General features: G+C 69.6%; 24 protein-coding genes. 15 read left to right on the top strand and 9 right to left on the bottom strand.

The genetic code is table 11. The features are described from left to right. Window positions 1–43 precede the first annotated feature (43 nt). Window positions 44–2,974, bottom strand: coding sequence for a tetratricopeptide repeat protein (locus tag AB0M48_RS29600; protein WP_363848251.1), 2,931 nt, complete (start codon window positions 2,972–2,974; stop codon window positions 44–46). A 120-nt stretch (window positions 2,975–3,094) separates the two neighbouring features. Between AB0M48_RS29600 and AB0M48_RS29595 the strand changes: the two genes are divergently transcribed. Both AB0M48_RS29595 and AB0M48_RS29590 read left to right on the top strand, forming a co-directional pair. Continuing rightward, window positions 3,095–3,667, top strand: a complete 573-nt coding sequence (locus tag AB0M48_RS29595) for a hypothetical protein (protein WP_363848248.1) — start codon at window positions 3,095–3,097, stop codon at window positions 3,665–3,667. Between the two features lie 94 nt (window positions 3,668–3,761). Beyond that, window positions 3,762–4,691, top strand: coding sequence for a hypothetical protein (locus AB0M48_RS29590; RefSeq protein ID WP_363848245.1), 930 nt, complete (start codon window positions 3,762–3,764; stop codon window positions 4,689–4,691). Here AB0M48_RS29590 and AB0M48_RS29585 read toward each other — a convergent pair. From AB0M48_RS29585 to AB0M48_RS29575, 3 genes are all read right to left on the bottom strand, one after another. Continuing rightward, a complete protein-coding gene (locus tag AB0M48_RS29585) occupies window positions 4,686–5,087 on the bottom strand; it encodes a PPOX class F420-dependent oxidoreductase (RefSeq protein WP_363848242.1) in 402 nt (133 codons plus the stop codon). The two genes, AB0M48_RS29590 and AB0M48_RS29585, sit on opposite strands and share 6 nt — an antisense overlap. A gap of 33 nt (window positions 5,088–5,120) precedes the next feature. Further along, entirely contained in the window at window positions 5,121–6,104 is a 984-nt protein-coding gene (locus tag AB0M48_RS29580) for a hypothetical protein (protein WP_363848239.1), read from the bottom strand. Window positions 6,105–6,191: 87 nt separating this feature from the next. Further along, window positions 6,192–7,046, bottom strand: coding sequence for a glycosyltransferase family 2 protein (locus AB0M48_RS29575; RefSeq protein WP_363848237.1), 855 nt, complete (start codon window positions 7,044–7,046; stop codon window positions 6,192–6,194). 38 nt (window positions 7,047–7,084) lie between these two features. Between AB0M48_RS29575 and AB0M48_RS29570 the strand changes: the two genes are divergently transcribed. From AB0M48_RS29570 to AB0M48_RS29545, 6 genes are all read left to right on the top strand, one after another. Then, the gene (locus AB0M48_RS29570) at window positions 7,085–7,573 is read left to right on the top strand and encodes an HAD domain-containing protein (RefSeq protein WP_363848234.1); all 489 of its coding nucleotides are present in this window, start codon (window positions 7,085–7,087) and stop codon (window positions 7,571–7,573) included. Window positions 7,574–7,662: 89 nt separating this feature from the next. After that, window positions 7,663–8,784 carry an extracellular solute-binding protein gene (locus AB0M48_RS29565; protein ID WP_363848231.1) on the top strand — a complete coding sequence of 374 codons (1,122 nt, stop codon included), beginning with the start codon at window positions 7,663–7,665 and terminating at the stop codon, window positions 8,782–8,784. After that, on the top strand, window positions 8,781–9,701 hold the full coding sequence (locus AB0M48_RS29560; protein WP_363848228.1) for an ABC transporter permease: 921 nt from the start codon (window positions 8,781–8,783) through the stop codon (window positions 9,699–9,701). Before AB0M48_RS29565 ends, AB0M48_RS29560 begins: the two co-directional genes overlap by 4 nt. After that, a complete protein-coding gene (locus tag AB0M48_RS29555; protein WP_363848226.1) occupies window positions 9,689–10,471 on the top strand; it encodes an ABC transporter permease subunit in 783 nt (260 codons plus the stop codon). The genes AB0M48_RS29560 and AB0M48_RS29555 overlap by 13 nt, the downstream gene beginning before the upstream one ends. Before the next feature lie 4 nt (window positions 10,472–10,475). Then, window positions 10,476–11,507: an ABC transporter ATP-binding protein gene (locus tag AB0M48_RS29550; RefSeq protein ID WP_363848223.1), complete on the top strand. Its 1,032-nt coding sequence runs from the start codon at window positions 10,476–10,478 to the stop codon at window positions 11,505–11,507. After that, the gene (locus AB0M48_RS29545) at window positions 11,504–12,634 is read left to right on the top strand and encodes a low temperature requirement protein A (protein ID WP_363848221.1); all 1,131 of its coding nucleotides are present in this window, start codon (window positions 11,504–11,506) and stop codon (window positions 12,632–12,634) included. The genes AB0M48_RS29550 and AB0M48_RS29545 overlap by 4 nt, the downstream gene beginning before the upstream one ends. On the opposite strand, the gene AB0M48_RS29540 is transcribed toward AB0M48_RS29545, so the two are convergent. Next, on the bottom strand, window positions 12,616–13,803 hold the full coding sequence (locus AB0M48_RS29540) for a hypothetical protein (protein WP_363848218.1): 1,188 nt from the start codon (window positions 13,801–13,803) through the stop codon (window positions 12,616–12,618). The two genes, AB0M48_RS29545 and AB0M48_RS29540, sit on opposite strands and share 19 nt — an antisense overlap. Window positions 13,804–13,878: 75 nt before the next feature. On the opposite strand from AB0M48_RS29540, the gene AB0M48_RS29535 reads away from it, so the two are divergent. Beyond that, on the top strand, window positions 13,879–14,274 hold the full coding sequence (locus AB0M48_RS29535; RefSeq protein ID WP_266041445.1) for a VOC family protein: 396 nt from the start codon (window positions 13,879–13,881) through the stop codon (window positions 14,272–14,274). After that, window positions 14,275–15,435, top strand: a complete 1,161-nt coding sequence (locus tag AB0M48_RS29530; protein WP_363848216.1) for an MFS transporter — start codon at window positions 14,275–14,277, stop codon at window positions 15,433–15,435. It begins immediately after the preceding gene. Window positions 15,436–15,451: 16 nt separating this feature from the next. On the opposite strand, the gene AB0M48_RS29525 is transcribed toward AB0M48_RS29530, so the two are convergent. Beyond that, window positions 15,452–16,723, bottom strand: coding sequence for a hypothetical protein (locus AB0M48_RS29525; RefSeq protein ID WP_363848547.1), 1,272 nt, complete (start codon window positions 16,721–16,723; stop codon window positions 15,452–15,454). A 301-nt stretch (window positions 16,724–17,024) separates the two neighbouring features. Between AB0M48_RS29525 and AB0M48_RS29520 the strand changes: the two genes are divergently transcribed. Further along, entirely contained in the window at window positions 17,025–17,627 is a 603-nt protein-coding gene (locus AB0M48_RS29520; RefSeq protein ID WP_363848213.1) for a DUF305 domain-containing protein, read from the top strand. 8 nt (window positions 17,628–17,635) lie between these two features. Here AB0M48_RS29520 and AB0M48_RS29515 read toward each other — a convergent pair whose 3' ends face one another. Next, window positions 17,636–17,962, bottom strand: coding sequence for an antibiotic biosynthesis monooxygenase (locus AB0M48_RS29515; RefSeq protein WP_363848210.1), 327 nt, complete (start codon window positions 17,960–17,962; stop codon window positions 17,636–17,638). A gap of 80 nt (window positions 17,963–18,042) precedes the next feature. On the opposite strand from AB0M48_RS29515, the gene AB0M48_RS29510 reads away from it, so the two are divergent. Continuing rightward, window positions 18,043–18,633, top strand: coding sequence for a helix-turn-helix domain-containing protein (locus AB0M48_RS29510; protein ID WP_363848206.1), 591 nt, complete (start codon window positions 18,043–18,045; stop codon window positions 18,631–18,633). Here the strand turns inward: AB0M48_RS29510 and AB0M48_RS29505 are convergent. Beyond that, a complete protein-coding gene (locus tag AB0M48_RS29505) occupies window positions 18,626–19,450 on the bottom strand; it encodes an SDR family NAD(P)-dependent oxidoreductase (RefSeq protein ID WP_363848204.1) in 825 nt (274 codons plus the stop codon). The two genes, AB0M48_RS29510 and AB0M48_RS29505, sit on opposite strands and share 8 nt — an antisense overlap. A 100-nt stretch (window positions 19,451–19,550) precedes the next feature. Between AB0M48_RS29505 and AB0M48_RS29500 the strand changes: the two genes are divergently transcribed. From AB0M48_RS29500 to AB0M48_RS29490, 3 genes are read left to right on the top strand one after another with little or no spacing between them, the layout of a single operon-like run. After that, complete coding sequence (locus AB0M48_RS29500; RefSeq protein ID WP_363848201.1) at window positions 19,551–20,480, top strand: LysR family transcriptional regulator; 930 nt, start codon at window positions 19,551–19,553, stop codon at window positions 20,478–20,480. 57 nt (window positions 20,481–20,537) lie between these two features. Continuing rightward, window positions 20,538–21,431, top strand: coding sequence for an ABC transporter ATP-binding protein (locus AB0M48_RS29495; protein ID WP_363848199.1), 894 nt, complete (start codon window positions 20,538–20,540; stop codon window positions 21,429–21,431). Further along, on the top strand, window positions 21,415–22,140 hold the full coding sequence (locus AB0M48_RS29490; protein WP_363848196.1) for an ABC transporter permease: 726 nt from the start codon (window positions 21,415–21,417) through the stop codon (window positions 22,138–22,140). Before AB0M48_RS29495 ends, AB0M48_RS29490 begins: the two co-directional genes overlap by 17 nt. Here the strand turns inward: AB0M48_RS29490 and AB0M48_RS29485 are convergent. Continuing rightward, on the bottom strand, window positions 22,032–23,549 hold the full coding sequence (locus AB0M48_RS29485) for a transposase (protein ID WP_363848193.1): 1,518 nt from the start codon (window positions 23,547–23,549) through the stop codon (window positions 22,032–22,034). The genes AB0M48_RS29490 and AB0M48_RS29485 overlap by 109 nt on opposite strands. Window positions 23,550–23,571: the final 22 nt, after the last annotated feature.

The raw sequence follows: 23,571 nt of genomic DNA, 5'->3' as shown, positions 1-23,571 counted from the left end.
ATCGCCCCGGCCATTTTCGGCGAGGCCGGGGCGATCGCCTCGATCAGGTTCGAATGACCGCGCCGGAATCGCGATCGGGTGGACCGATCCGCCGCTGACCGCACTCGCAGGTCATCGCCGCCCGTTCGCCGCGCACCTCTCCGGCCTCGGGTTGGTCGAGCTCGCGGAAGAGCGCTTCGGCGGTGTCCCAGTGCTCGACGGCTTCGACGTGCCGGCGCAACGAGTGCAACGTGCGCGCCACGCCGATCTCGCCGTGCGCCTGGTTCGTCAGGTTGCCCGTGCCGGTGGCCGCGTCCAGCGACTTCCGGTAGAGGAGCAACGCCCCTGGCAGGTCACCGCCGTCCCGCGCGGTCGCGGCCCGGTCGCGGTGCAGCCGCGCGCTCAGGTCCGGGTCGTTCAGCCCCGTCGCCGCCTTGGCCGCGAGATCGTGGTGGTGCGACGCGAGGGGCAGCCGGCCCGCCAGCCGGTGGGCGTCGGCGATGTTGGTCAGCGCGAACGCGGCCGTGCACGCGTCACCGAGTTCGACGGCGATCTCGTGGGCTTCGAGGTGATCGGGGATCGCCTCGTCGAGCATCCCGAGGTGCTGCCGGATCGCGCCGAGGTTGTTGAGCACGTGGGCGAGGCCGTGCCGGAACTTGATCTCCCGCAGGATCTCGGCGGCCTTCTCCTGCTGCACCAGCGCGACGTCGTAGCGGCGGTGCTGTTCGTTGAGGTAGCCGAGCATGCTCAACGCGTGCGCGCGGCCGCGCAGGTCGCCGCACTGCTCGCACTTCGCCTGTGCGGCCTCGAAGTGCTTCATCGCCTCGTCGTGGTCGCCGAGCTGCAGGGACGACACAGCGAGCGCGCCCAGTGCCACGGCCTCGCCCGCCACGTCGCCGAGGCGGGTCCACCGCCGCAACGCCTGTCCGGCCAGCTCCAGCGCCTCCGCGTGCCGGCCGCACCTGTCGTTCGCGGTGGAAAGCCGTTGCAGCACATGGGCCTGGGCGTAGTCGTCGTCGGTGCGCACGGTCTCGACGGCCTGGATCCAGTCCTCGAACCGGTTCGCGGTGTTGAAGTGCCGCCAGATCAACGCGGCCAGCCGCCACGCGTGGTCCGGGCCCGAGTGCCCGATCGCGGCCATGAGGTTGTCGCGCTCGGCGGTGATCCACGCCAGCGCGCCGTTCTCCTGCGGGAACCGCAGCCCGTACGGGCTCTCGCTGTCCACGGAAGGCAGGCCGAGGCGGTCGAACGGGTACGCGACGCTCACCGCGCCGGCCAGCGTCGCGAGGTAGAAGTCGAGCAGGCGCGCCAAAGCGTCGGCCGGGGGTTCCCCGATGGCGGCGAACTCCTTGACGGAGTCCAGCATCTGGTAGCGGTCGGGTGCGACCTCTTCCAGCAGGCAGACCTCGTGCAGTTCGAAGAGGAGCTTGCGGGTGGCGGCGACGTCGAGACCGGCCAGCGCCGCCGCGCCGACGAGGTCGACGTCGGGGCCGGGCAGGTGCCCGAAGAGCCGGAAGAGCCGCTGCTGCCGCTCGTCGAGTTCCCCGTAGGAGGCGCGGATCGCGGCCGCGCCCTCCTGCCACGAACCGCTGTCGTCCATCAGGCCGAGCAGGTGCTCCAGCGACCACCTGTCGTGCTTGCGCAGCAACGCGGCCGCGACCGTGATCGACACCGGCAGGTAGCCGCAGCGCTTCACCAGGCCCGCCACGTCCGACGGCCTGCCGCGCACCCGCGGCCCGATCAGCGCCAGGAACAACGCCGCCGCGTCGTCCGGTGGCATCGGGGCGAGCCTGACGTGCTCGCTGATGTCAGGCTCGCCCATCTTGCGGCTCGTGACGACGGCGAAGCAGTCGCGCGCCTCGGGCAGCAACGGCCGGATCTGCTCGGGTGACGCCGCGTTGTCCAGCACCACCAGCGTTTTCGTGCCGTAGAGCTGGGTCTGGTAGAGCGTTGCCTTGCGCCCCACCGTGTCCGGGATCTGCTCGGCGGGCACGCCCAGCTCGGTCAGCAGCTGGGTCAGCGCCTCCGAGACCGACATCGGCGCCACGCCGGGCGTGAACCCGTTGAGCCGCACCAAAAGCTGCCCGTCCGGGAACCGGTGGCGCAGGCGGTGCGCTGCCTCGACGGCCAGGCCGGTCTTCCCGACGCCGGGAGCGCCGCTGATCCACACCGCGCGCCGCTCGTCCGACCCCGCCGCCGCGGCGTCGATCGTGGCGAGCTCCTCGGCCCGGCCGGTGAACCCTCCTGGCCGGGACGGCAGCGAGCTGACCGGCTCCCCGCGCCGGGCGCGTTCCGCGAGGTTGCGCAGCACGGTTCCCGGTTCCAGCCCGAGCTCGGCGAGTGCCTCGGACGCGACCTCGAACGCCCTGAGCGCGCCGACCCGGTCGCCGCCGGCGATCAGCGCGCGCATCAGCAGTTCGGCGTACTTCTGGTTGTCCGGGGCGGTGCGGACGGCGCGGCGCATCCGGTCGCGGGCCGAGCGGTGGTCGCCGGAGAGCAGTTCCAGCTCCGCCAGGTCGCCGAGCGCGTCGAGGTGGGCCTCGTCCGGCGGGATCACCTCGGCGCCGCCGACCCGGTCGATGTCGATGTCCTCCAGGAACCTGCCGCGCCACAGCGCCACCGCCTCGCGCAGCAGTGCGACGGCCCGGCGCTGCTCGTTGTCCTGCAGGGCCTGCGCGGCCTCGGCGCGCAGCCGGTCGAAGCGGAGCGCGTCGACGCGGTCCTCGTCGACGCGCAGCACGTACCCGGTGGCCGTGCGCTCGATCTCCGCGTCGGTCCCGTCGAACGCCTTGCGCAGCTTGTTGATGTACCCGCGCACCAGCGTCCGGCGTTCCGGGTGGTCCGGCCACACGACCTCGGTGATCCGTTCGGGTGACACGGGCTTGTTCACGTTCAGGAGCAGCACGACGAGGATGAAGCGTTGTTGCTGGTCCCCCAACGGTACGGCGGTGTGGTCGTGCCACGCCTCCAGCGGACCCAGCAGACGAAATTCCACGCCGTCCTCCTGTGTCTGAGCTTCCATCTGGGTGGAATGTCGCGCAAGAGCCCTTTGGTGTGTCGGCGAATCAGCTTTTTGTCCACGTTTGATCAACGCGATCGGGTAACGGTGCACGGCATGGAGCCCGATGTGTTGCCGTGTTACCTGGTGTGCGACGTGTCGTTCTCGATGAGCGACCACATCGACGAGGTCAACGCGGGAATGCGCGAGTTCCGCGGTGTCGTGCACGCGGATCGGCGTGCCACCGCGCAGATTCGGCTCTGCGTCGTCGCTTTCGCGGAAAGCCCGCTGGTCGTGCGGCCTTTGCAGCCCGCGCTGGACCCGGCGGAGCTGATCAGGCCGCGGCAGGAATCGGGTTCCGACTTCGGATCCGCCTTCACCCTGCTGCGCACCGTCATAGAACGCGACGTGCGCGCCCTCAAAGAACGAGGTCTGCGGGTGCGCCGCCCGGTGCTGTTCTTCGTCTCCGACGGCAGGCCGACGGACCCGGCCTGGCCCGCCGCACTGGCACGGCTGACGGCCACCGAGCCGTGCCCGGAGATGATCGCGTTCGGGCTGGGTGCCGTCGACCAGCCGACGCTGGACCGCATCGGCACCTCACGCCTCTTCCTCGGCCGCGACGGCGTCCGCCTGGGCATCGCGCTGGCTTCCTCGGTCGCGCGGACGGTCTCGCGGCAGGAGCTCGTGTGACCTATCCACGGCGTGTCCACTTCTCGTCCACACGTCCGTCGCAACCTGCCTCCGCCACACGCGAGAGAGAGCACGGGGAGGAGATCGGGAGATGATGACGAACCTGGTCAGGGAGCTGAAGACCCTCCGCAAGGGGCGGGGAGTGCACGCCGGGAGGATCGCGGACAGGGTCGGGCCGTCGCTGGCCGCCGCCTGCGGCATCACCAGCGCGGACGGGTCGGTCGCCGCGAAGCAGAAGCTCGTCACCCGGCTGACCGAGCTGGTCGAGCAGCTCCCGGAGGACCTGCAGCTCGCGGCCAGGGCGGCGTTCGGCCTCATCGCCGACGTCCGGCAGCCGCTCTACCAGGAGCGCGTCACCTGGGTGGCCGCGCGGATCGACCGCGACTCGCGCACCGTGCGCCGCCGGGTGGACGAGGCCGTGGAGCAGCTGGCCGAGCTCGCCGCCACGACGTCCCCGCGCACGGACGGTGGCTGGCACACCGCGGAGCTCAGCGTCGCCGTGGTGCTGGACCAGGGACAGCCGGAGGTGCTGGAGCGCTACCAGGTCGTCGTCGACCAGGACGGCGTCGACTCGTTGGACTTCGCCTCGGTCTTCCCGGTCCGGCGGCGCGACGTGGACGTGCACCTGCTCTACGGCGGCACCCTGAAGGAGCGCGCCGACGGTGGCCGTCCCGGCTTCACGCTGGTCCCGGCCGAACCGCTGGTGCGCGGTGAGACCCACGACTTCGCGATCCGCTACCGGATGTCGCACCGCGACGCCATGCACCCGTGCGTGCTGCACGTGCCCGAACGGCCGTGCGAGCTGTTCGACCTGCGCGTGCGGTTCGAGCACGACCGCAAGCGGCTCGTGCGGGCGTTCGACGGCGTGCTGGTGCAGCGGTCCGAGGCCGAGCCGACAGGGTCGCAGCTGACGGTGGACCGGGCGGGGGAGATCCACCTGCGGTTCCGGCGGCTGCTGCCCGGGTTGCTCTACGGCGCGCGGTGGGGGAGTTCGGCGGTGTGCTCGGCGCGGCGGGCCTCATGAGCGGCGGGGCTCGTACCAGGTCTCGCCCACCGGTTCGCCCGCCATGTTCCAGGCCCAGACGCGGGTCGGCGTGATCCGGCTGTAGACGCCGGGTCCGACGAGGCCGGTGCGGTCGACCGGGTCGTCGGCGAGGCCGTAGATCCGGATGGCCCTCGCGACGAACGGGGTGAACGAGACCAGGTCGTCGACCACGAGCGACACCTGGCGGCGGCCGGCGGTGATGTTGCGGAACTTGCGGGTGTTCCTGACCTGGTCACCCGCACCGCCGACCCAGATGTGCGTGCCGTCGTACTCGAACGCCAGGGGCACCACGTCCGGCTGGCCGTCCTCGTCGACGGTCGCGAGGCGGGCCAAGGGCTGTTCGCGCAGGTAGGCGATCTCCTCGTCGGTGAACATGCCCTCCATACGAACAGGAAACCGCGTTTTCGACTACTTGGCGTCGTTGTTGAACGTGAGGAGGCACCAGCCGTCGGACTCCTTCTTCAGGAACCCGCCCGCCTTGGTCTCCGTGCCGTTCAGCGTGTACCACATGCGGGCTTGGCCGGAGTCCTCCGCTTTGGTCGTGGTGACCTTGTCGTGCAGCCGCAGCTGCCCGCCCGCCGCGATGGCCTTCTCGGCCCACGTGTTGACGGAGCGGGCCGTCGAGCAGATGTAGAGGCGCGCGGCCGTGATGTCCTTGGCGTTGATCGCCTTGGCGAAGGCCTGCACGCGACCGGTCGGACTGTTCGGATCCGGGTCCGGCGGCGGCTCCTGGGAGTCGGCCACCGGCACGAAGCCCATCTCGCAGACGACGTACCCGTTGTCCTCCTGGAAGAGCGCCAGCACGCCGCGCCGCTTCTCGGGACCTCTGTCCGTCGCGTACTCGACGGACATGATCGCGACGGTCGCGTCCTTGTTCCCGTCGTTGTAGACCGGGTCGCTGGGCTTGATCTTGCGAACCTCGTCGAGCTTGAAGACCGGCTCGGCGTCACTCCCGCGCTTCGGATCGAGCGGTTCGACGTCCCGGTAGAGGATCTCCTCGGCGCGCGAGATGTCCTTCTTCTCGGCCTTGGTGCGGCCGTCCTTGCACACCAGCACGTTCACGAACTGGTCGATGTCGCGCCGGTTGAGCGCGTCCTCGACGGCCTTCGCGGCGCTTTCCGGCGTGGACTGGTCCACAGGGGCGGAGCTGGCGGCCGGCTTGGACTTCATCCAGCCCGGCCAGAGCAGGCCCGTGCCCAGGACGCCGGCCCCCACGAGCAGCAGCGCCACGAGACCGAGCACGACGAAGACCACCGGGGACTTCTTCTTCGGCGGTCCGGGGTGCGGTTGCCCCCACGGCTGCTGCGGCGGCGGACCCCACGGCTGCTGACCCTGCGGCTGGTGGTTCCACGGCTGTTGCGGCGGTCCGGACTGGTGGGGCGGCTGCGTCACGACGACCAGTCTGGCGGAGCCGGCGGCGCGCTGTGGCCCGAACGGGCGAACGTCCACCTGACGCGTGAGTGCCTGACCACCGCGAACTCAGGTCGCGGTCACGGCCCGCAACGCCCACGGCACCACCGGGTCGAGCGACGTCAGCCGGTCGCGCAGCCGGGTGTCCACGGTCAGCACCCCCGACGCGAGTCCCGCCGCGACGTCGGGCCGGCGGTCGAGGTAGGTCTGGTGCAGCGTGCCGTCGCGGAGGCGTTCGTAGTCCTCGCGCCAGTGCCAGCCGACTCCGGGATCGAGGCGGGTGTTGGCCGCGTAGGACGCGCCGCCGTTCGCGATCTTGCGCTGGTACTGGTCGTAGCCGCGGTCCGGCACGTGCAGGATGTCGATGCCGGCCGTCGTCATCGGGCCGAGGAGCGGACCGGACACGCCGTGGTTGCCCTGGTCGACGGTGACCTCCGGGTCGCCGCGGTGGCAGGTCTTGGGCCCGATCCTGGTGCCGCGCGGGGACAGCGACGCCGTGTCGCGCAGGATCAACCGGTGCACCCAGCCACCGTCGGCGGACGGGTCGGCGACCAGGTTGTCGCGCCGCATCTCCACCACGCCGAACGCCGGGTCCACCGCGCCGAGGTCGTCCTTCAGCGAGGCGGACGCGGGCCAGAAGAACTCGTCGGCGTCCGCGTTGATCACCCAGTCCGCGCCGTGCGCGGCGGCCGCGCGGCGGGCCATCGCGGTCACCCAGCGGCCCTGCTCGTAGTCCTGCGCCGGTTCGTGGTGCAGTTCGAGCACGCCCGCGTCGCGGTACGCCTCCAGGATCTCGACCGTGCCGTCGGCCGAACCGTTGTCGGTCGCGACGACGAGGTCCACGCCCGCGGCGAGGTGGTGTTCGATCATCGCGGCGACGACGTCCGCCTCGTCGCGGACGAGCAGGGTCATGATCAGGCGCACTCGCACAGCGTACGGACGGGGCCGGGCATGCTGGACGGATGCGTCCCCTGGTCCTGATCGACGTCGACGGCCCGCTCCACCCGTGGGCCGCGAACCCCAAGCCGGACAACTACCGGCTGTTCGAGATCAAGATCGGCTGGCGGCGCCGGCTCCGCGTCTGGCTCGACCCGGACCACGGCGTCCAGCTGAGACAGCTGGCGGAGGACACCGGCGCCGAGCTCGCGTGGGCCACGACGTGGCTGCACCGGGCGAACACCGAGATCGGGCCACGTCTGGGGCTGCCGCCGCTCAAGGTGATCGAGTTCCACGACGAGACCGGCTGGAAGTACCCCGCGGTCGCCAGGTACGCCTACGAAAGGCCTCTTGTCTGGTTCGACGACGACTTCGGGCTGCACGCCGGGCGCCGGGAGCAGTTCGTCCACAAGCGACGGCACCTGACCACCGCGCTGATCCACGTCGATCCCCGTACCGGGATCACGGCACAACACCTCGGCGAGGCACGGAAAGCATTCAGCGGCAACCCGTAGGACGCCGAGAATTCACGGTTGGAGTCGAGAAGGTCTCAACCGGCGCGGCTGGCTTGACAACGAAAGCAATCCGAGCGAATCCTCCGCTGGTGCTGAAGCGAGGGAACGTCACGACGAAGTTGATCGGCGTCGGTGCGCTGGTGCTGGCGGTGGCCGCCTGTGGCGCCCCGCCCGCCAAGGAGACGCCGGCTGGTGCCGCCGGAACCGCGAAGTCGGCGAGTGAGCTCGGTGGCATGGACAAGCTGGTCGAGGCCGCCAAGAAGGAGGGCAAGCTCAACGTCATCGCGCTGCCCCCGGACTGGGCGAACTACGGCGAGATCATCAAGGCCTTCGAGGCCAAGTACGGCATCAAGGTCGACTCCGCGCAGCCGGACGCCTCGAGCCAGGAAGAGATCAACGCCGCCAAGCAGCTCAAGGGCAACGACCGCGCGCCCGACGTGTTCGACCTCGGTCTGAACGTGGCCCTGGCCAACAAGGACCTGTTCGCCCCCTACAAGGTCAGCACCTGGGACGACATCCCCGCGGAGCTCAAGGACGCGGACGGCCTCTACTACGGCGACTACGGCGGCTTCATGTCGATCGGCTACGACGCCGCGAAGGTGCCGGCGCCGGCGAGCGTGAAGGACCTGCTCAAGCCCGAGTACAAGGGCAAGGTCGCCCTCAACGGCGACCCGACGCAGGCCGGTGCCGCGTTCTCCGGTGTCGTCATGGCGGCGCTGGGCAACGGCGGCAGCGCCGACGACATCGCCCCCGGCGTCGAGTTCTTCAAGCAGCTCAAGGCCGCCGGCAACTTCCAGCCGGTCGACCCGTCGCCCGCGACGATCGAGTCCGGTCAGACGCCCGTCGTCATCGACTGGGACTACACCAACGCCGCCCAGGCCGACAAGCTCAAGGGCAAGCTCGACTGGAAGGTCGTCGTCCCGGCCGAGGCCCAGATCGGCGGCTACTACAACCAGGCCATCAGCAAGGACGCCCCGCACCCGGCGGCCGCGCGCCTGTGGCAGGAGTTCCTCTACTCCGACGAGGGCCAGAACCTCTACCTGTTGGGCATGTCCCGCCCGGTGCGCCTGGAGAAGATGGGCGACAAGGCGGACAAGGCGGCGAAGGACAAGCTGCCCAAGACCGACGGCAAGCAGGTGTTCCAGACGCAGGCCCAGGCCGACAAGGCCAAGGCCGTCCTGACCGCGACCTGGGCCCAGGCCATCGGATGACCTCGGTCGCTCCGGTAGCGGCGGCGAAGCCCGGCGGCCCCACCCCGAAGACGGGTGGGGCCGCCGGTCGGCCATCTGTGGCCGCCTGGCTCGTCGCGGTGCCGTTCCTGGCGTTCGTCGGCACCTTCCTGGTCTACCCCACGGTGCTCGTGCTGTTCGGTGCCTTCCAGGACTCGAACGGCGCGTTCACGCTCGACAACCTCAAGACCCTGTTCACGGGCGTCGTCTTCGACGCCTTCGTGCGCAGCATCGAACTCTCCGCGCTCACGGCGGTCATCGGCGCGATCTTCGGCGCGCTGCTCACGTGGGCCATCGCGGTCGGCAACCCCGACGGGATGCTGCGCCGGACCGTCATCGCGGGCAGCGGTGTGCTCGCGCAGTTCGGTGGCGTGCCGCTGGCGTTCGCGTTCCTCGCGACGGTCGGCTTCGAGGGTCTCGTCACGAAGTTCCTCCGCGACAACGTTGGCATCGACCTCTTCGCCGGCAGCGCGTGGCTGTTCGAACTGCCCGGCCTGACGCTCGTCTACACGTTCTTCCAGATCCCGCTGATGGTGATCGTGTTCCTGCCCGCGCTCGACGGCCTGCGCCCGCAGTGGCGCGAGGCGAACGCGAGCCTCGGCGGCACGAGCTGGACGTACTGGCGCCACGTCGGCGGCCCGATCCTGACGCCGCCGTTCCTCGGCGCGCTGCTCCTGTTGTTCGCCAACGCTTTCAGCGCCTACGCCACGGCCGCGGCGCTCGTCTCGCAGGGCAGCCCCATCGTGCCGCTGCAGATCCGCGGGTTCCTCACCGGCGAGGTCGTGCTCGGCCAGGAGAACCTCGGCAAGGCGCTCGGCCTCGGCATGGTGATCGTGGTCAGCATCGCGATGGGCGTGAACGTGCTGCTGCAGAAGAGGGTGGCCAAGTGGGTTCGCTAGTGAAGCAGCGCGTTCTGCGCACGGTCGTCCTGCTGGTCCTCGGCGTCTACTTCATCCTGCCGTTGATCGCGATGGCGGAGTTCTCCACGCGTGGCAGGAACGACACGCGCAGCCTGGAGTCGTGGACGTCCATCGTCGACGACGAAGGCCTGATGGAAGCCCTCGTCAACTCGCTGCTGCTGTCGGTGACGAGTGCGGTTCTGATGCTGGTGCTGCTCGTGCCGACGATGGCGTGGATCCGGTTGCGGCTCCCGCAGTTGCAGCGGCTCGTGGAGTTCCTGTGCCTGCTGCCGCTGGCGATTCCCGCCATCGTGCTCGTGGTCGGCATGGCGCCGCTCTACGCGTGGGTGAACTTCTTCCTCGGCGACTCACCGCTGACGCTGACGTTCGCGTACACGATCCTGGTGCTGCCGTTCGCCTACCGCGCGGTCGACGCCGGACTCGCCGCGATCGACCTGAAGACGCTCGCCGAAGCCGCGCGCAGCCTCGGCGCGTCGTGGTTCACGGTGCTGTGGAAGGTCGTCGTGCCGAACATCCGCGTCGCACTGATCGGTGCCTCGCTGTTGAGCGTCGCCTTGGTGCTCGGCGAGTTCACCATCGCGTCGCTGCTCAACTTCGACACGTTGCAGGTGCAGGTCAACCTGCTCGGCAAGCGCAACGCGGGTGTGTCCGTCGCGGTGTCGCTGCTGTGCCTGATCTTCGCGTTCGTCCTTCTGTTCGCACTTTCTTATGTCGGCCAGCGGCGCCGTCAGACCGTTGCCGAGGAGTAAGCACATGGGTCACCTGGAACTCAAGGGACTGCGCAAGACCTTCAGCGGCAACACCGCCCTCGACGGTCTCGACCTGGAACTCGCCGAGGGTGAGCTCGTGTCGCTGCTCGGCCCGTCGGGCTGCGGCAAGACGACGGCGCTGCGCATCGTCGCGGGTTTCGAGACGTCCGACTCCGGCACGGTCACCGTGGGCGGCAAGGACGTCACGAAGGTGCCGGCCAACAAGCGGGACATGGGCATGGTCTTCCAGGCCTACAGCCTCTTCCCGAACATGACCGCGGCGCAGAACGTCGCGTTCGGCCTGAAGATGCGCAAGGCCGACGCCAAGAAGGCGGGCGAACTGCTCGAACTGGTCGGTCTCGCCCACCTCGGCGGCCGGTACCCGCACCAGATGTCCGGTGGTCAGCAGCAGCGCATCGCACTGGCACGCGCTCTCGCGATCCAGCCGCGCGTGCTGCTGCTCGACGAGCCGCTGTCCGCGCTGGACGCCAAGGTCCGCGTGAACCTGCGGGACGAGATCCGTCGCATCCAGACGGAGCTCGGCATCACGACGCTGTTCGTCACGCACGACCAGGAGGAGGCGCTCGCCGTCTCCGACCGGGTCGGCGTGATGTCGCACGGCCGCCTGGAGCAGCTCGACACCCCGTCCGTGGTCTACCGGCAGCCCGCGACGGCGTTCGTGGCGCAGTTCGTCGGCGTCACGAACTCGGTGGAGGCCAAGGCCGAGGGCCAGACCGTGGTGGTCAACGGCGTCACGGTGCCCGTGACCCACGACCAGCCGTCCGGAAGCGACGTCCGCGTCATCGTGCGTCCGGAGGACATCGGCGTTTCCGCGCACGACGGTGACGTCAATGGCAAGATCGTGGGCGATGTGCTGACCCAGTCGTTCCTCGGGCCGGTCACGCGGATCTCGGTGAGGGTGGGGGACCAGGTGCTGCGCATCGACCAGCCCTCCAACACCGCCGCCGCGTACCAGCCGGGCACGCGGGTCGCGCTCGACCTCAGCGAATCGCGGATCATGGTGGTGCCTGGATGATCAAGAAGCTCCTCGCGCGCGACACGGCGGAGGCCCACCGGGTCGCGACGCCGTTGGAGCTGCTGTTCGACCTGAGCTTCGTGGTGGCGGTCGCCCAGGCCGCCGCCTCGTTGCACCACGCCGTCTCCGAGAACCACGCCGGTGCCGGTGTGCTGGCGTTCTGCATGGCGTTCTTCGCGCTGTGGCTGCCGTGGCTGAACTTCACCTGGTTCTCCAGCGCGTTCGACAACGACGACACGCTGTACCGGATCATCACGATGGTCCAGATCGCCGGTGTCCTGGTGATCGCGGCGGGCATCCCGGCCGTGTTCGAGCACCAGGACTACCGGATCGTCGTCGGCGGCTACGTGGTCATCAGGCTCGCGATGGTCACGCACTGGCTGCGTGCCGCGCGGGACAACCCGTCGCACAAGGCGTGCGCGCACCGGTACGCGGCCGGCATCGCGGTCATGCAGGTGCTGTGGGTGCTGTGGCTCTTCGCACCGCCGAGCCTCGCGCTCGGCCTGTGGGCGCTCGGCATGCTCGCCGAACTGCTCGTGCCCGCCTGGGCCGAGAAGGCGAGCGCGACGACCTGGCACCCGCACCACATCGCGGAACGGCACGGCCTGTTCACGCTGATCGTGCTCGGCGAGTCGATCCTGGCGGCCACGCTCGCGTTCCAGAAGGGCTTCGACACCGGCGTCAACCTCATCTCGCTCGCCGCGGCGTCGCTCGTCATCGTGTTCTCGGTGTGGTGGATCTACTTCGAGGCACCGTTGCACCTGCACAACCTGAAGAAGGCGTTCCTGTGGGGGTACGCGCACCTGTTCATCCTCGGCGCGATCGCGGCACTCGGCGCCGGTCTCGCGGCTTCGGTCGACTACGACCTGCACCTCTCGCACGCGCCGGGCACGACGGTGGCCGCGTTCACGACGGTGCCGCTGGCCGTGTTCTTCCTGTGCGTCTGGTACGTGCAGGACTGTCCCGGGCAGGACGGGCTGCGCAAGTACCTGCTGCCGATCGGGGCCGTGGCGGTGCTGGCGGCGACGTTCGGACCCGCGCCGATCCACGTGACGGCGGGGATCGCGCTGGTCCTGGCGATCGCCACGCGGCTGGCGCTCGGGCAGGCTCAGCGCGTCGAGGTGTAGTCCCGCAACGCTTCGCAGGAGTGCGGCAGACCGTACTCGCGGACCAGCGCGCTGAAGTTGCCGAAGTTCCTGCCGTCGATCAGCCAGGTGCCGGGGGAGCCGGCGAGCGCGTCCACGAGCCGGCGTCCGTGGTCGTCCAGCGACGGGTAGCCGGTACCCGCCGGGAGCGCTCCCGCGGGGAACGCCAGGCGCAAAGCCTCCTTCACGACGTGGAAGGCGCTGCTGCCGGACACCGTGGGGATGCGCTCCAGCAGCGCGTCGAACGTCCGGCCGGCGTACCGGTCACCGGTCAGCTTCAGCACGCCGCCCGCGTAGGCGGCGAGATCGCCGTCGAGGAACGGAACCCTGTCGTTGCCGGGCAGTGAGCCGCCGGCGGCGGAGATCAGTTCGTCCACGACGTTCCGGGGTGCGTCCGGACCGTCGAGGGTCGCCAAGGCGATCGCGGCGCCCCAGCGGGCGATCGGCCTCGGGTCGTCGAGCGTGATCGTGGGACGGCCGCCGAGCAGGCCCATCGCGACCGACGCGGTCGCCGCCACCACGCCCTCGTCGTCGCCCTCGGTGACGTTCGCCAGCGCCCGCAGGCTGTCCGGTGCGTCTTCGGGGAACCAGGCCAGCGTGTACGCGGCCATGCACTGCACCGGTGGCTCCGCGCCCAGGAGTTCGCGGAACAGCGGAACCCCTGCGCGGACGGCGTCGTAGGCCCGCACCCAGATGTGCGCCAACATCCGGCCGCGGTCCTCGTCCGACAGGCCCTCGACGTACTCGTAGTCCGCCTCGTCCTCGTCGAAGTCGTCGTCGCCCGGCCGGGGCGCGGCGGCCAGGACCGCCTCGCCACCCGCTGCCCGCGCGCGGTGTTCGGCGACGGGCAGGCCTCCTGGCAGCCACCTCTCGTCGAACCCGGTGACGATCCCGCTGAGCAGGCTCAGCAGTTGCGGCTGTTCGTCGCACTCGGGTGCGGTCAGCACCTCCAGCAGGAACGGGACCGCGTACGCGGTGGCCTCGTAGATGGTGCCCTGGTGGTAGATGTTGCCGTTCAACTCCCACAGCGACTCCCGCCGGCGATCCCCGTCCGGCGACACCAGGCCGCGGATCTGATCGGGCACGTCGTCGGCAGCTCCGTAGGCGTGGGTCAGCCGCGCCCAGTCCACCTGATCAAGTCCGTTCAGCACGGAGGACATCCTGTCAGGCCGGGCACTTCGGCGGGTTCGCCTCGTTCTGACACCGGTGGTGCGATGATCGTCGCCATGACCGGTGTCCGTGAACTCCGCTTGGTCGTCACCGCTGACGACTACGACGAGGCCCTGCGTTTCTACCGAGACGTGCTGGGGCTTGAGCAACGGGCGGCGTTCTCGTCCGACGGCGGCAGGGTCACGATCCTCGAAGCCGGGCGGGCGACGCTGGAGATCACCGATCCGCCGCACGCCGAGTTCATCGACGAGGTCGAGGTCGGCCGGCGCGTCGCCGGGCACGTCCGGGTGGCCTTCGAGGTGGACGACTCCGCGGCGGCCACCCGTGCGCTCGAGGCCGCCGGGGCCGAGGTGATCGCGGAACCGACGCGCACGCCGTGGAACTCGCTGAACGCCAGGCTGGCGGCGCCGGCCGGGCTGCAGCTGACGTTGTTCCAGGAGCTGGGCGAGTAGATGACGATCTCCGCTGCCGGGTACCGCGATCTCGCGAACCGGGACGTGCTGGCGTGCGCCGTGGTGACGGTCGCCGCGAAGTTACCGATGTCGATGACGCCGCTGATGATGGTGTTCCTGACCAGGGGACTGCCCGGCGGGTACGTGCTGGCAGCGTCGCTGGTCGCCGTCTACGTGCTGGGGGAGATCCTCGGCGCCGCGCTGCTCGGGCTCTTCCTCGACCCGTCGCGGATGCGCGGGCAGCTGTCGGTCGGGCTGATCGTCGGCGCGGGGGCGTTCACGACGCTGGCGCTCACGCAGAACGTGACGGTGCTGGCGATCGCGGCGTTCGTCGCGGGTGCCGGGCCGTCGACGACACCGGGCGGGTTGCGGGCGATGCTGCTCGGGCTGGTGCCGGACGCGTTGGTGCCCAAGGCGATGGGCTTCGACGCCATGATCACGCAGGTGGTGTGGGCGGTGGCTCCAGCGCTGGTCACCGTGCTGGCGTTGAGCGTCGACCACCGGGCGCCCGTCGTCGTGTCCGTGTCCCTGGTCGTCGTGGCGGCGTGGCTGGTGTTCATCCTGCCGCGCGGGCACGTGACGTCCCGGTCCGGTACGGCGAAGGTGCGCGTGGTCGCGTCGGCGTGGCCGATCTATTTGGTCAGCGCGGCGGCACTCGCGCAGCTCGCGGTCGCCGAACTCGTGCTGCCGGCGTTGCTGGAGCACCGGGGGATCGGCATCGGCTGGACCGGGCCGCTGCTCACCGGGTTCGCGGCGTGCAGTGCGCTGGGCGCGGTGCTGTACGGGCTGCGCCCGTGGCCGGGATCGTTGCGCGCACAGGGTCTGGTGCTGCTCGTCGTCACGGCGACGTGCGTCGGCGCGCTGGCGCTGTTCCCGAACCTGCCGGGCATCGCGGGCGCGTTGCTGGCCGCCGGGCTGTTCCAGTCCGGTGTGCTGGTGACGCGCAGCCTGGCGTTGCGCGAACGGCTTCCCGTCGGCGCGCACGCGGCCGGGTTCTCGATGATGTACGCCGTGACGGGCGCCGGTTACGGGCTCACGGCCGTCGTCGTCGCGTGGGCGCTGGACGTCGGGTCGCCGGTCTGGGCCGTGTTCGGTGGTGTCGCGGTGACCCTGGTCCTGACAGCGGTCAGCGCGGCTGCCGAACGCCGGCAGCCGCGCTGATCTGGGTGGAGAGCCACTACCCGCGGTAGAAGTTCCCCTGGGTCTGCACGTTCAGCTCGTCCGTGCGGAACAGCTTCGCCACGAACGTGCGCGGGTCGCGCATGTCGATGACGTCGAAGCCGCGGCCCATCTCCGAGGAGTAGATGTAGCCGTTGTACCAGTACGTGGACCACGTACCGCCGCCCGCGCCGTTCGGCATCGGGCCGCGCTCGAAGAAGCCGATCTCACGCGGCTTGGCCGAGTTCGTGAAGTCCCACACCGAGACGCCGCCCTGGTACCAGGACTGCACCATGATGTCCTTGCCGGGCACCGGGATCAGCGAACCGTTGTGCGCGACGCAGTTCTCCGTGTCGCCCTGCATGCGCGGGATCTTGTAGTAGGACTTGAACTCCAGCTTGCGGTTCTTGCCCTTGCCCACGATGTCGTAGATGCCGTTGGCACCCCGCGTCGGGCCGATCTTCTCGTTGCAGGTCGCGGCGCCGCCGCCACCGAGCTCGTCGGTGAAGACGACCTTGGTGCCGCTGTTGTTGAAGGTCGCGGAGTGCCAGAACGCGAAGTTCTTGTCGTCCTGCACCCGGTTGATCTCGACCAGGTTCTCCCGGTCGGTGATGTCCCAGAGGACGCCGTCACCCATGCAGGCGCCGGCCGCGAGGTCGAGCTGCGGGTAGACGGTGATGTCGTGGCAACCCGAGGTGGCCGAGGTGTAGCCGGTCTCGATGGTGCCGGGGACACCGGCGTTGCCGCCGTCCGGGAAGAGGACCGGGGCCTTGAGCAGCGAGGCCGCGGCCGGGTTCTTCACCGGCACCTTGACGATGGAGATCTTGTCGTGCGGCGGCTGGCAGTCCGGGAACGTGGCGTTGGGCGAGTAGGAAGAGACGTAGAGGTAGACGTCCTTCTTGTTCTTGCCCGGCACCAGCGTGTGGGTGTGCGAACCGCAGGCGGTCTCGACGGCGGCGACGTAGCGCGGGGCGCTCTTGTCGCTGATGTCGAAGACCTTGATGCCCTCCCACGACTCCTTGATCGTCGCGGACTGGGACACGCTGCTGCAGGAGTTGTCACTGCGCGACGAGTCGGTCGACAGGAACAGCAGGTTCCCGTACACCGAGATGTCGTTCTGCGAGCCGGGGCACAGGACCTGGCTCTTGATCGTCGGCTTCTTCGGGTTGCGGATGTCGTAGATGACGAAGCCGTCGTAGTTGCCGACGAACGCGTAGTTGTCCTGGAACGCGATGTCGGTCTGCGTCGAGCTGAGCGGAGCCTGCTTGTCCAGGTGGGCGACCGGGACCATGTTGCGGCTGCGGGAGATCTCGTCAACCCCCGGAAGGCCGTCGACCGCTTCCGCCTGCGCTTCGAGTTGAGCCTCGCTCAGTCCCTTGCCATCGGCAGGGAGGTCGGGCTCGGCGTACGCGGGCGCGGTCAACGTTGACAGCGTCAGCGCGAGCGCCCCCAGAACCGACAACGACGCTCTGCGCCGGCGGGCCGTTGCGCGTGAAGTCACTGCTTTACCCCCTCAGTACGGGTTGGTGAGGGGGAGTATCACCCCTTCGCCTTGCTAAAGGCCAGCGTCTTTCGGAGGTATTCTCCGGAGCATGCGCTCTGGGGTTCTTGTCATCGCGGCGGCATTCGCCCTGCTTGCAGGCTGTACATCGGAGCCTGATGCGGCACCGGTCATCGCACCGGACACTCCCGGCGGCTCGGCGTCGACCGTCGCGCCGTCGGACCTGACCGGCGTGACCCAGCCTCCGCCGAACGACGCCGACCGCCAGTACGTGGCGATGATGATCGTCCACCACGAGCAGGCGCTCGCCATGACGCGGTTCGCTCCCGACCGTGCGCAGAACGAGACGGTGAAGGGCCTGGCGGAGCGCATCCGGTTCAGCCAGGAACCCGAGATCGGCGCCATGAAGCAGTGGCAGCGCACGTTCAACGCCATCGGAACGCACGGGGACCACGGCTCCATGCCGGGCATGGCCACCCAGGACCAGCTGAACGCCCTGGGGGCCGCGCGGGGCAAGGACTTCGACCGGATGTTCCTCGAGCTGATGATCAAGCACCACGAGGGTGCGATCAAGATGGCGACGGACGTGCGCGCGTCCGGCACCAACGTCCAGGTCGAGGAGATGGCCGACGACGTCGTGGCCACGCAGGACGACGAGATCAACCGGATGAAGAAGCTGCTGACGGAGCTCTGAGCGCCTCGCTATTCCGTGCGCTGCCGGGGCAGCACCATGTCCTCGGCGTGCTGGAAGGTCTCGACGGCGTTGCCCGTGACGTGCCGGGCGATGCCGCGGTTGCGCTTGTGGGCCTCCCGGAACGAGTCGGAGGCGACCCAGTCGCGGAAGTGCTCCTCGGACTCGAACTCGTTGACCGACACGTAGGGCTGGTCGTCCTTCGTCGGCTTGAGCAGCGTGCTGCGCAGCAGGCCGGGGACGCCGGGCAGGAACGTGCGCATGTTGTCGCGGAAGTGGGCCTCGAACTCCTCTGCCCGCTCGGCAGGGACGAACAGCCGGTTCGTCGCGATGAACATGGGGCCCTCCTTGATTCCGACGCTCTGTCGGGAACTATTCCAACTCCCCGTCGGGAAATCAAGCGCGATACGATCCGGATGTGCCGAGGATCAGCGCAGACACCGTGGCGGAACACCGCGCGAACCGGTTGCGCGCCCTGCTGGACGCCGGGCGGGACATCGTGGCGACCGACGGGGCGGAGGCGCTGACGCTCGCGTCGCTCGCCAGACGCGTCGGCCTGTCGCGGCCGAGTCTCTACGAGTACTTCCGGTCGCGGGAGGAACTGGTCGCCGCGATCGTGTCCGACGCGCTGCCGGAGTGGGCGGACAAGCTGGAGGACGCGGTCAACAGCGCGTCGTCCGTGCCGGCGAAGATCGAGGCGTACCTGCGCACCGAGCTCGCGATCATCACCGACGGCAGCCACGGGGCGGTGGTGGCGTTGTCCGCGCACACGTTGCCGGACTCGTCGCGCGAGCAGATCCGGGCCGAGCACGAACGGTTGCTGGCTCCGCTGGTCGGCGTCTTCAAGACCGCCGGGGTGCAGCGCGCGCAGTTGCGGGCGATGCTCGTGCACGCGATGGTCGAGGCGACGTCGCGGATGATCACGCCGGGTCGCAACGAGCACAACGAGGCCGTCATCCAGACCCTGCTCGACCAGGTGGTGCACGGGCTGGACAAGCCCATCAGCTGAACGGCACGACCTCGCCGTGGCGGACGAGTTCGCCGTGGTGCGCCGGGTCGAGCGGGCCGAGGGCCAGGTCCAGCAACGCCGTCGCGGCCTGGGCCGGGGTCGGGGCGGTGCTGACGTCCCACCACAGCCCGGACGTGGGCGTGTTGATCATCCCCGGGCAGACCGCGGCGATCAGGACGCCTCTGGCGAGGTCCGTCTCGCGGCGTTCGGCGGCGAGCACGCGGACGGCGGCGACCTGGCCGATCTTGGACGGGATGTTCACGAAGCCCGGCCACGCTCCTGCTTTCGCCCTGCCGTCCTTGACCTCGTCGCGCCAGCGGGCGATCTGCGCGTCCACCTCGTCCAAAGAGGACGGTTCGGTGAACCGCCTGTGCAGCACCGGTGCCAGCTGGTGGAGGGTGCCGAGCGAACTGGCGACCACGATCAGCCTGCCGTTGTCGGCGAGCAGTGGCGCGAAGGCCTTCAGGAGCCTGGTGGTGCCGAAGTTGTTGACCTGGGTGTAGGCGTCGATGATCGTGGGCGGGTCGTCGCCGGGACCGACGCGCATGACGGCGTTGCCGAAGACGATGTCGATGCCGCCGTGCCGTTCTTCCAACCGTGCGGCCAGTTTCGCGGCGGCTTCGGGATCCGCGACGTCCAGGAGTTCGCCGCGGACCGCCGCGCCGCCGCCCGGCACGGACCGCACGGCCTCGGCGATCTTGCCGACGTCCCTGCCGGTGAGGTAGACGGTGTCGGTGGGCCGCAGGCGTTGCGCGAGCCCTTCGACCAGTGCCAGGCCGAGGCCCTGGGTGGCGCCGGTGACCAGTGCGATCGTCATGTCATGCCTTCGCGAGGAGGGTTTCGGAGTACGTCCAAGCTAGGACGCGCGGAGGCATGCGGGTAGCGAGCGAATCTCAACAGGGGTATGCGTAGACGTCATGGCTCTGACCGATGCGTCACTGGTGGCGCTGCGCGTGTTCCGCGAAGTCGCCGAGCGCGGCACGTTGACCGCGGCGGCGACCGCGCTGGGGTACACGCAGTCCGCCGTGTCACGGCAGATCGCGGCCCTGGAACGAGCGGCGGGCGCGGAGCTGCTGGAGCGGCGGCACGACGGTGTGCGGCTCACCCCGGCCGGACGGCTCGTGCTGCGGCGTGCCGCCACCGTGGTGGACGAGGTCGACGCGGGTGCCCGTGAGCTCGCGGGCCTGCCCGGGGACGTGAGCACCGTCCGGCTCGGCTGGTTCGCGACGGCCGGTGCGTGGCTGGTCCCCCGTGCGCTCACAGCGCTGGGGCGCACGCATCCGTCGATCACCGTGGTCACGCGCGAGGGGAACACGCCGGCGTTGGTGCGCGCGTTGCGGGCCGGCACGCTGGACGTCGCGTTGATCTCGTCGGTACCGCCGTTCCGCGCGCCTGACGACGAGACACCGCCCCTGGTGGTGGACACCCTCGTCGAACGCAGTCTGCGCGTGGCCGTGCCGTCCACGCATCCGCTGGCGCGCAACGACTTCATCGACGTCGCCGACCTGCGGGGCCAGCGGTGGATCTCCGGCCCCGGCGACCGGTGGGTGATGGGCATCTGGCCCGGGCTGGACGAGCGGCCCGTGGTCGCCCACACCGCGCGGGACTGGCTGGCGAAGCTGCACCTGGTCGCGGCGGGCCTCGGCATCACGACGATCTCCGCGTCACTGGTGGCCGTCGCGCCCGCGGGGGTGCGGATCCTGCCGGTGCGGGGCGGGCCCGCCGAGCAGCGCCGGACCGTGCTCGCGCGGCTGCCCGGACCGGTGCCGGAGCCGGTGTCGCGCCTGGCCGCCGCGCTGCGGGCCGCCGTCGTGGAGGCTGACCAGCGGCATCAACCGATCGGTTGATCAGGGTCCCGCTCGTTGTTCGATGATCTTCGCGCGCCGTGCTCCCAGGCTGGGGACATGGCAATCATCGAAGTGCGCGACCTCGGGAAGAGGTACGGGCCCCGCGTGGCGGTGGACTCCGTGTCTTTCGAGGTCGCCGAGGGGGAGATCTTCGGCGTCCTGGGGCCGAACGGGGCGGGCAAGACGACGACCGTCGAGTGCGTGGCGGGGCTGCGGACACCGGACCGGGGGAGCGTGTCGGTGCTGGGGCGGCGACCGGCGGACGTCCGCGCTTCGATCGGCGTGCAACTGCAGGCCTCGGAGTTGCCGGAACGGATTCGGGTCGGCGAGGCGCTGGAGCTGTTCTCGTCGTTCTACCCGTCGCCGGTCGACTGGTCCGCGCGGCTGGGGCTGGTACCGCACCGGAAGGCCGAGTTCGGGCAGCTGTCCGGCGGGTTGAAGCAGCGGCTGTCGATCGCGCTGGCGCTGGTCGGGTCGCCGCGGATCGCGATCCTGGACGAACTGACGACGGGGCTCGATCCGCAGGCGCGGCGGGACACCTGGTCGGTCATCGAGGAGGTGCGCTCGGCCGGCGTGACGATCCTGCTGGTCACGCACTTCATGGAAGAGGCGGAGCGGCTCTGCGACCGGGTGGCGGTGTTCCGCGACGGCCGCATCGTCGCGCTGGACACGCCCTCCGCGCTGGTGTCGCGTGTGGACGGTGCCACTCGGGTGCGGTTCGTGCCGTCCACCGCCTTGGACGTGTCGCTGCTGGAAGCCCTGCCGGAGGTCACGTCGGTGGCGTCGGTGGGAGAGCAGCTCGTGGTCAGCGGATCGGAGAACCTGCTGCACGCGGTGACCTCCCTGCTGGCACGGCGGCAGGTCGTCGCACACCAGCTCCGCGTCGACCAGGTCTCCCTGGACGACGCCTACGTCGCACTGACCGGGGGTCGTGATGCTGAAGATCGTTGAGATCGAGGCGCGGTTGTTCCTGCGCGATCGGATGAACTCGCTGTTCGGGTTGCTGTTCCCCAGCGTGCTCCTGCTGGCGCTGGGCGCGATCCCGGCGTTGCGGACGCCCGACGAGAACTTCGGCGGGCAGCGGTTCATCGACAGCTACGTGTCCGCGCTCGTCGTGTTCGCGCTGGCGTTCATCGGGTTGCAACGCCTGCCCGCCGTCGTGGCGACCTACCGGGAGAGGGGCGTCCTGCGGCGGCTGTCGACGACGCCCATGCACCCGGCGCGGTTGCTGGCCGGGCAGATGGTCGTCAACTTCGCCGCGGTGATCTTGTCGGTGCTGCTCCTCATACTGGTGGGGTACGTCGTTTTCGGCGTCGACCTGCCTCACCATCCACTCGGCCTGGCGTGTGCCGTGGTGCTGGGAGGCGCGGGCACGTTCGCGTTGGGCCTGGTGATCGCCGCCCTGGCCCCGACCGCGCGGGCGGCCGGTGGCTGGGCGGCGGTGGTGTTCATGCTGCTGATGTTCGTCGGCGGCGTGTACCTGCCGCGGTTCATGCTGCCTTCGGCGATTCAGGCGATCGGCTCGTACTCGCCTCCCGGCGTGGAGGCGATTCACCAGGCGTGGCTCGGTACCGCGCCGGACTGGAGGCATCTCGCGATCATGGGACTGGTCGGGCTCGTGGCAGGTACCGTCGCGGCCAGAACCTTCCGCTGGGATTGACGTTCTCCCCCCGAACTAATGGTGGGGATTCCCTCCACGCTGCGCGTGAATTGCGCGGCGCCTGGGTGGATTACCGTTTCACCGCGCGGTGCCGGCATCGCTGCTGGTCTGACCCGTGCTCCACGGTCGTTTAGCCTCTCCGCACGTCCTGCGGCGAGAATGTTGATGGCCGCGTTGACATCTCGGTCGTGGACTGCTCCGCAGGGGCAGGTCCACGCTCGGAGGCCGAGCGGCATCTTGCCGTTGATCTGGCCGCAGGCCGAGCACGTCCGAGTCGACGGGAACCAGCGGTCGACCCGGCCGAATGTGCGTCCGTGCCGGCTGGCCTTGTATTCCAGCATCGCGGTGAACTGCGCCCACCCCGCGTCGTGAACGGACTTGGCCAGGCGCGTGCGTGCGAGACCGGCGACGCACAGATCTTCGACGAACACCGCTTGGTTGTCACGGATGATCATCGTCGAAAGCTTGTGCTGCCAGTCCCTACGAGTGTCGGTGACCTTGGCGTGTGCGCGGGCGACTTTCGCGACTGCTTTCTTGCGTCGGTTCGAGCCCTTCGTCTTGCGGGACAGGTCCTGTTGCAACTTGCGGAGTTTGCGGGCGGCGTTCCGCAGAAACTGGGGTGCGGTGACTTTGGTGCTGTCCGACAACACCGCAAAATGCGTGAGCCCCAGATCGATACCGACCTCGGAGCTGGTCTCCGGCAACGGCTCGTTCAAGGCGTCCACGACGAACGACGCGAAGAACCTGCCCGCCGCGTCCCGCACAATCGTCACACTCGACGGTGGCGCGGGCAGTTCCCGCGACCATGCCACCCGCACATCACCGATCTTCGGCAACCGCAAGCGGCCGTTGTCCAGGACCTTGAACCGGGCGTTGGCGGTGAACCGGATGGCCTGCCGGTTGTCCTTGCGCGACCGGAACCGTGGTGCTGCGACCTTACGGCCCTTGCGTTTTCCGGACACCGAAGCGAAGAAGTTGCGGTACGCCACATTCAGATCAGCCAGGGCCTGCTGCAACACCACCGCGGACACCTCGCCCAGCCACGCTCGCTCTTCTGTCTTCTTGGCCTGGGTGATGACCTGCTTCGACAAGTCGCCGTCCGAGATGTACCGCGATCCGGCCGTGTGTGTTTCCTGCCGTAGGCGCAGGCCGTCGTTGAACACCACCCGTGCACACCCGAATGCCCGCGTCAGCGACTCCTGCTGCGGGGGTGTCGGATAGACGCGGTATTTGTAGCGAAGCCGCACAGCAAAGATCATAAACTCGATCTGAGGGCTGGTGTCGCTGACCCACATCTGAGCTCGGCTGGATGAGAGCATGCAGGCGGTGTGTGCACCGACTTCGAGATTGAGCTGGCCTTCTGGCTCGCTCGCAGCGTCGACGGCGCCGCTCTCGGAAGCCCGGCGCACTGGCCCACACTTGGGAGTAGCT

The sequence above is a fragment of the Lentzea sp. NPDC051208 genome (assembly GCF_040682435.1).
GTDB lineage: Bacteria > Actinomycetota > Actinomycetes > Mycobacteriales > Pseudonocardiaceae > Lentzea > Lentzea kristufekii.
Note: the sequence above shows the minus strand (reverse complement) of the source record. Positions and strands in the feature narration are given on the sequence as shown.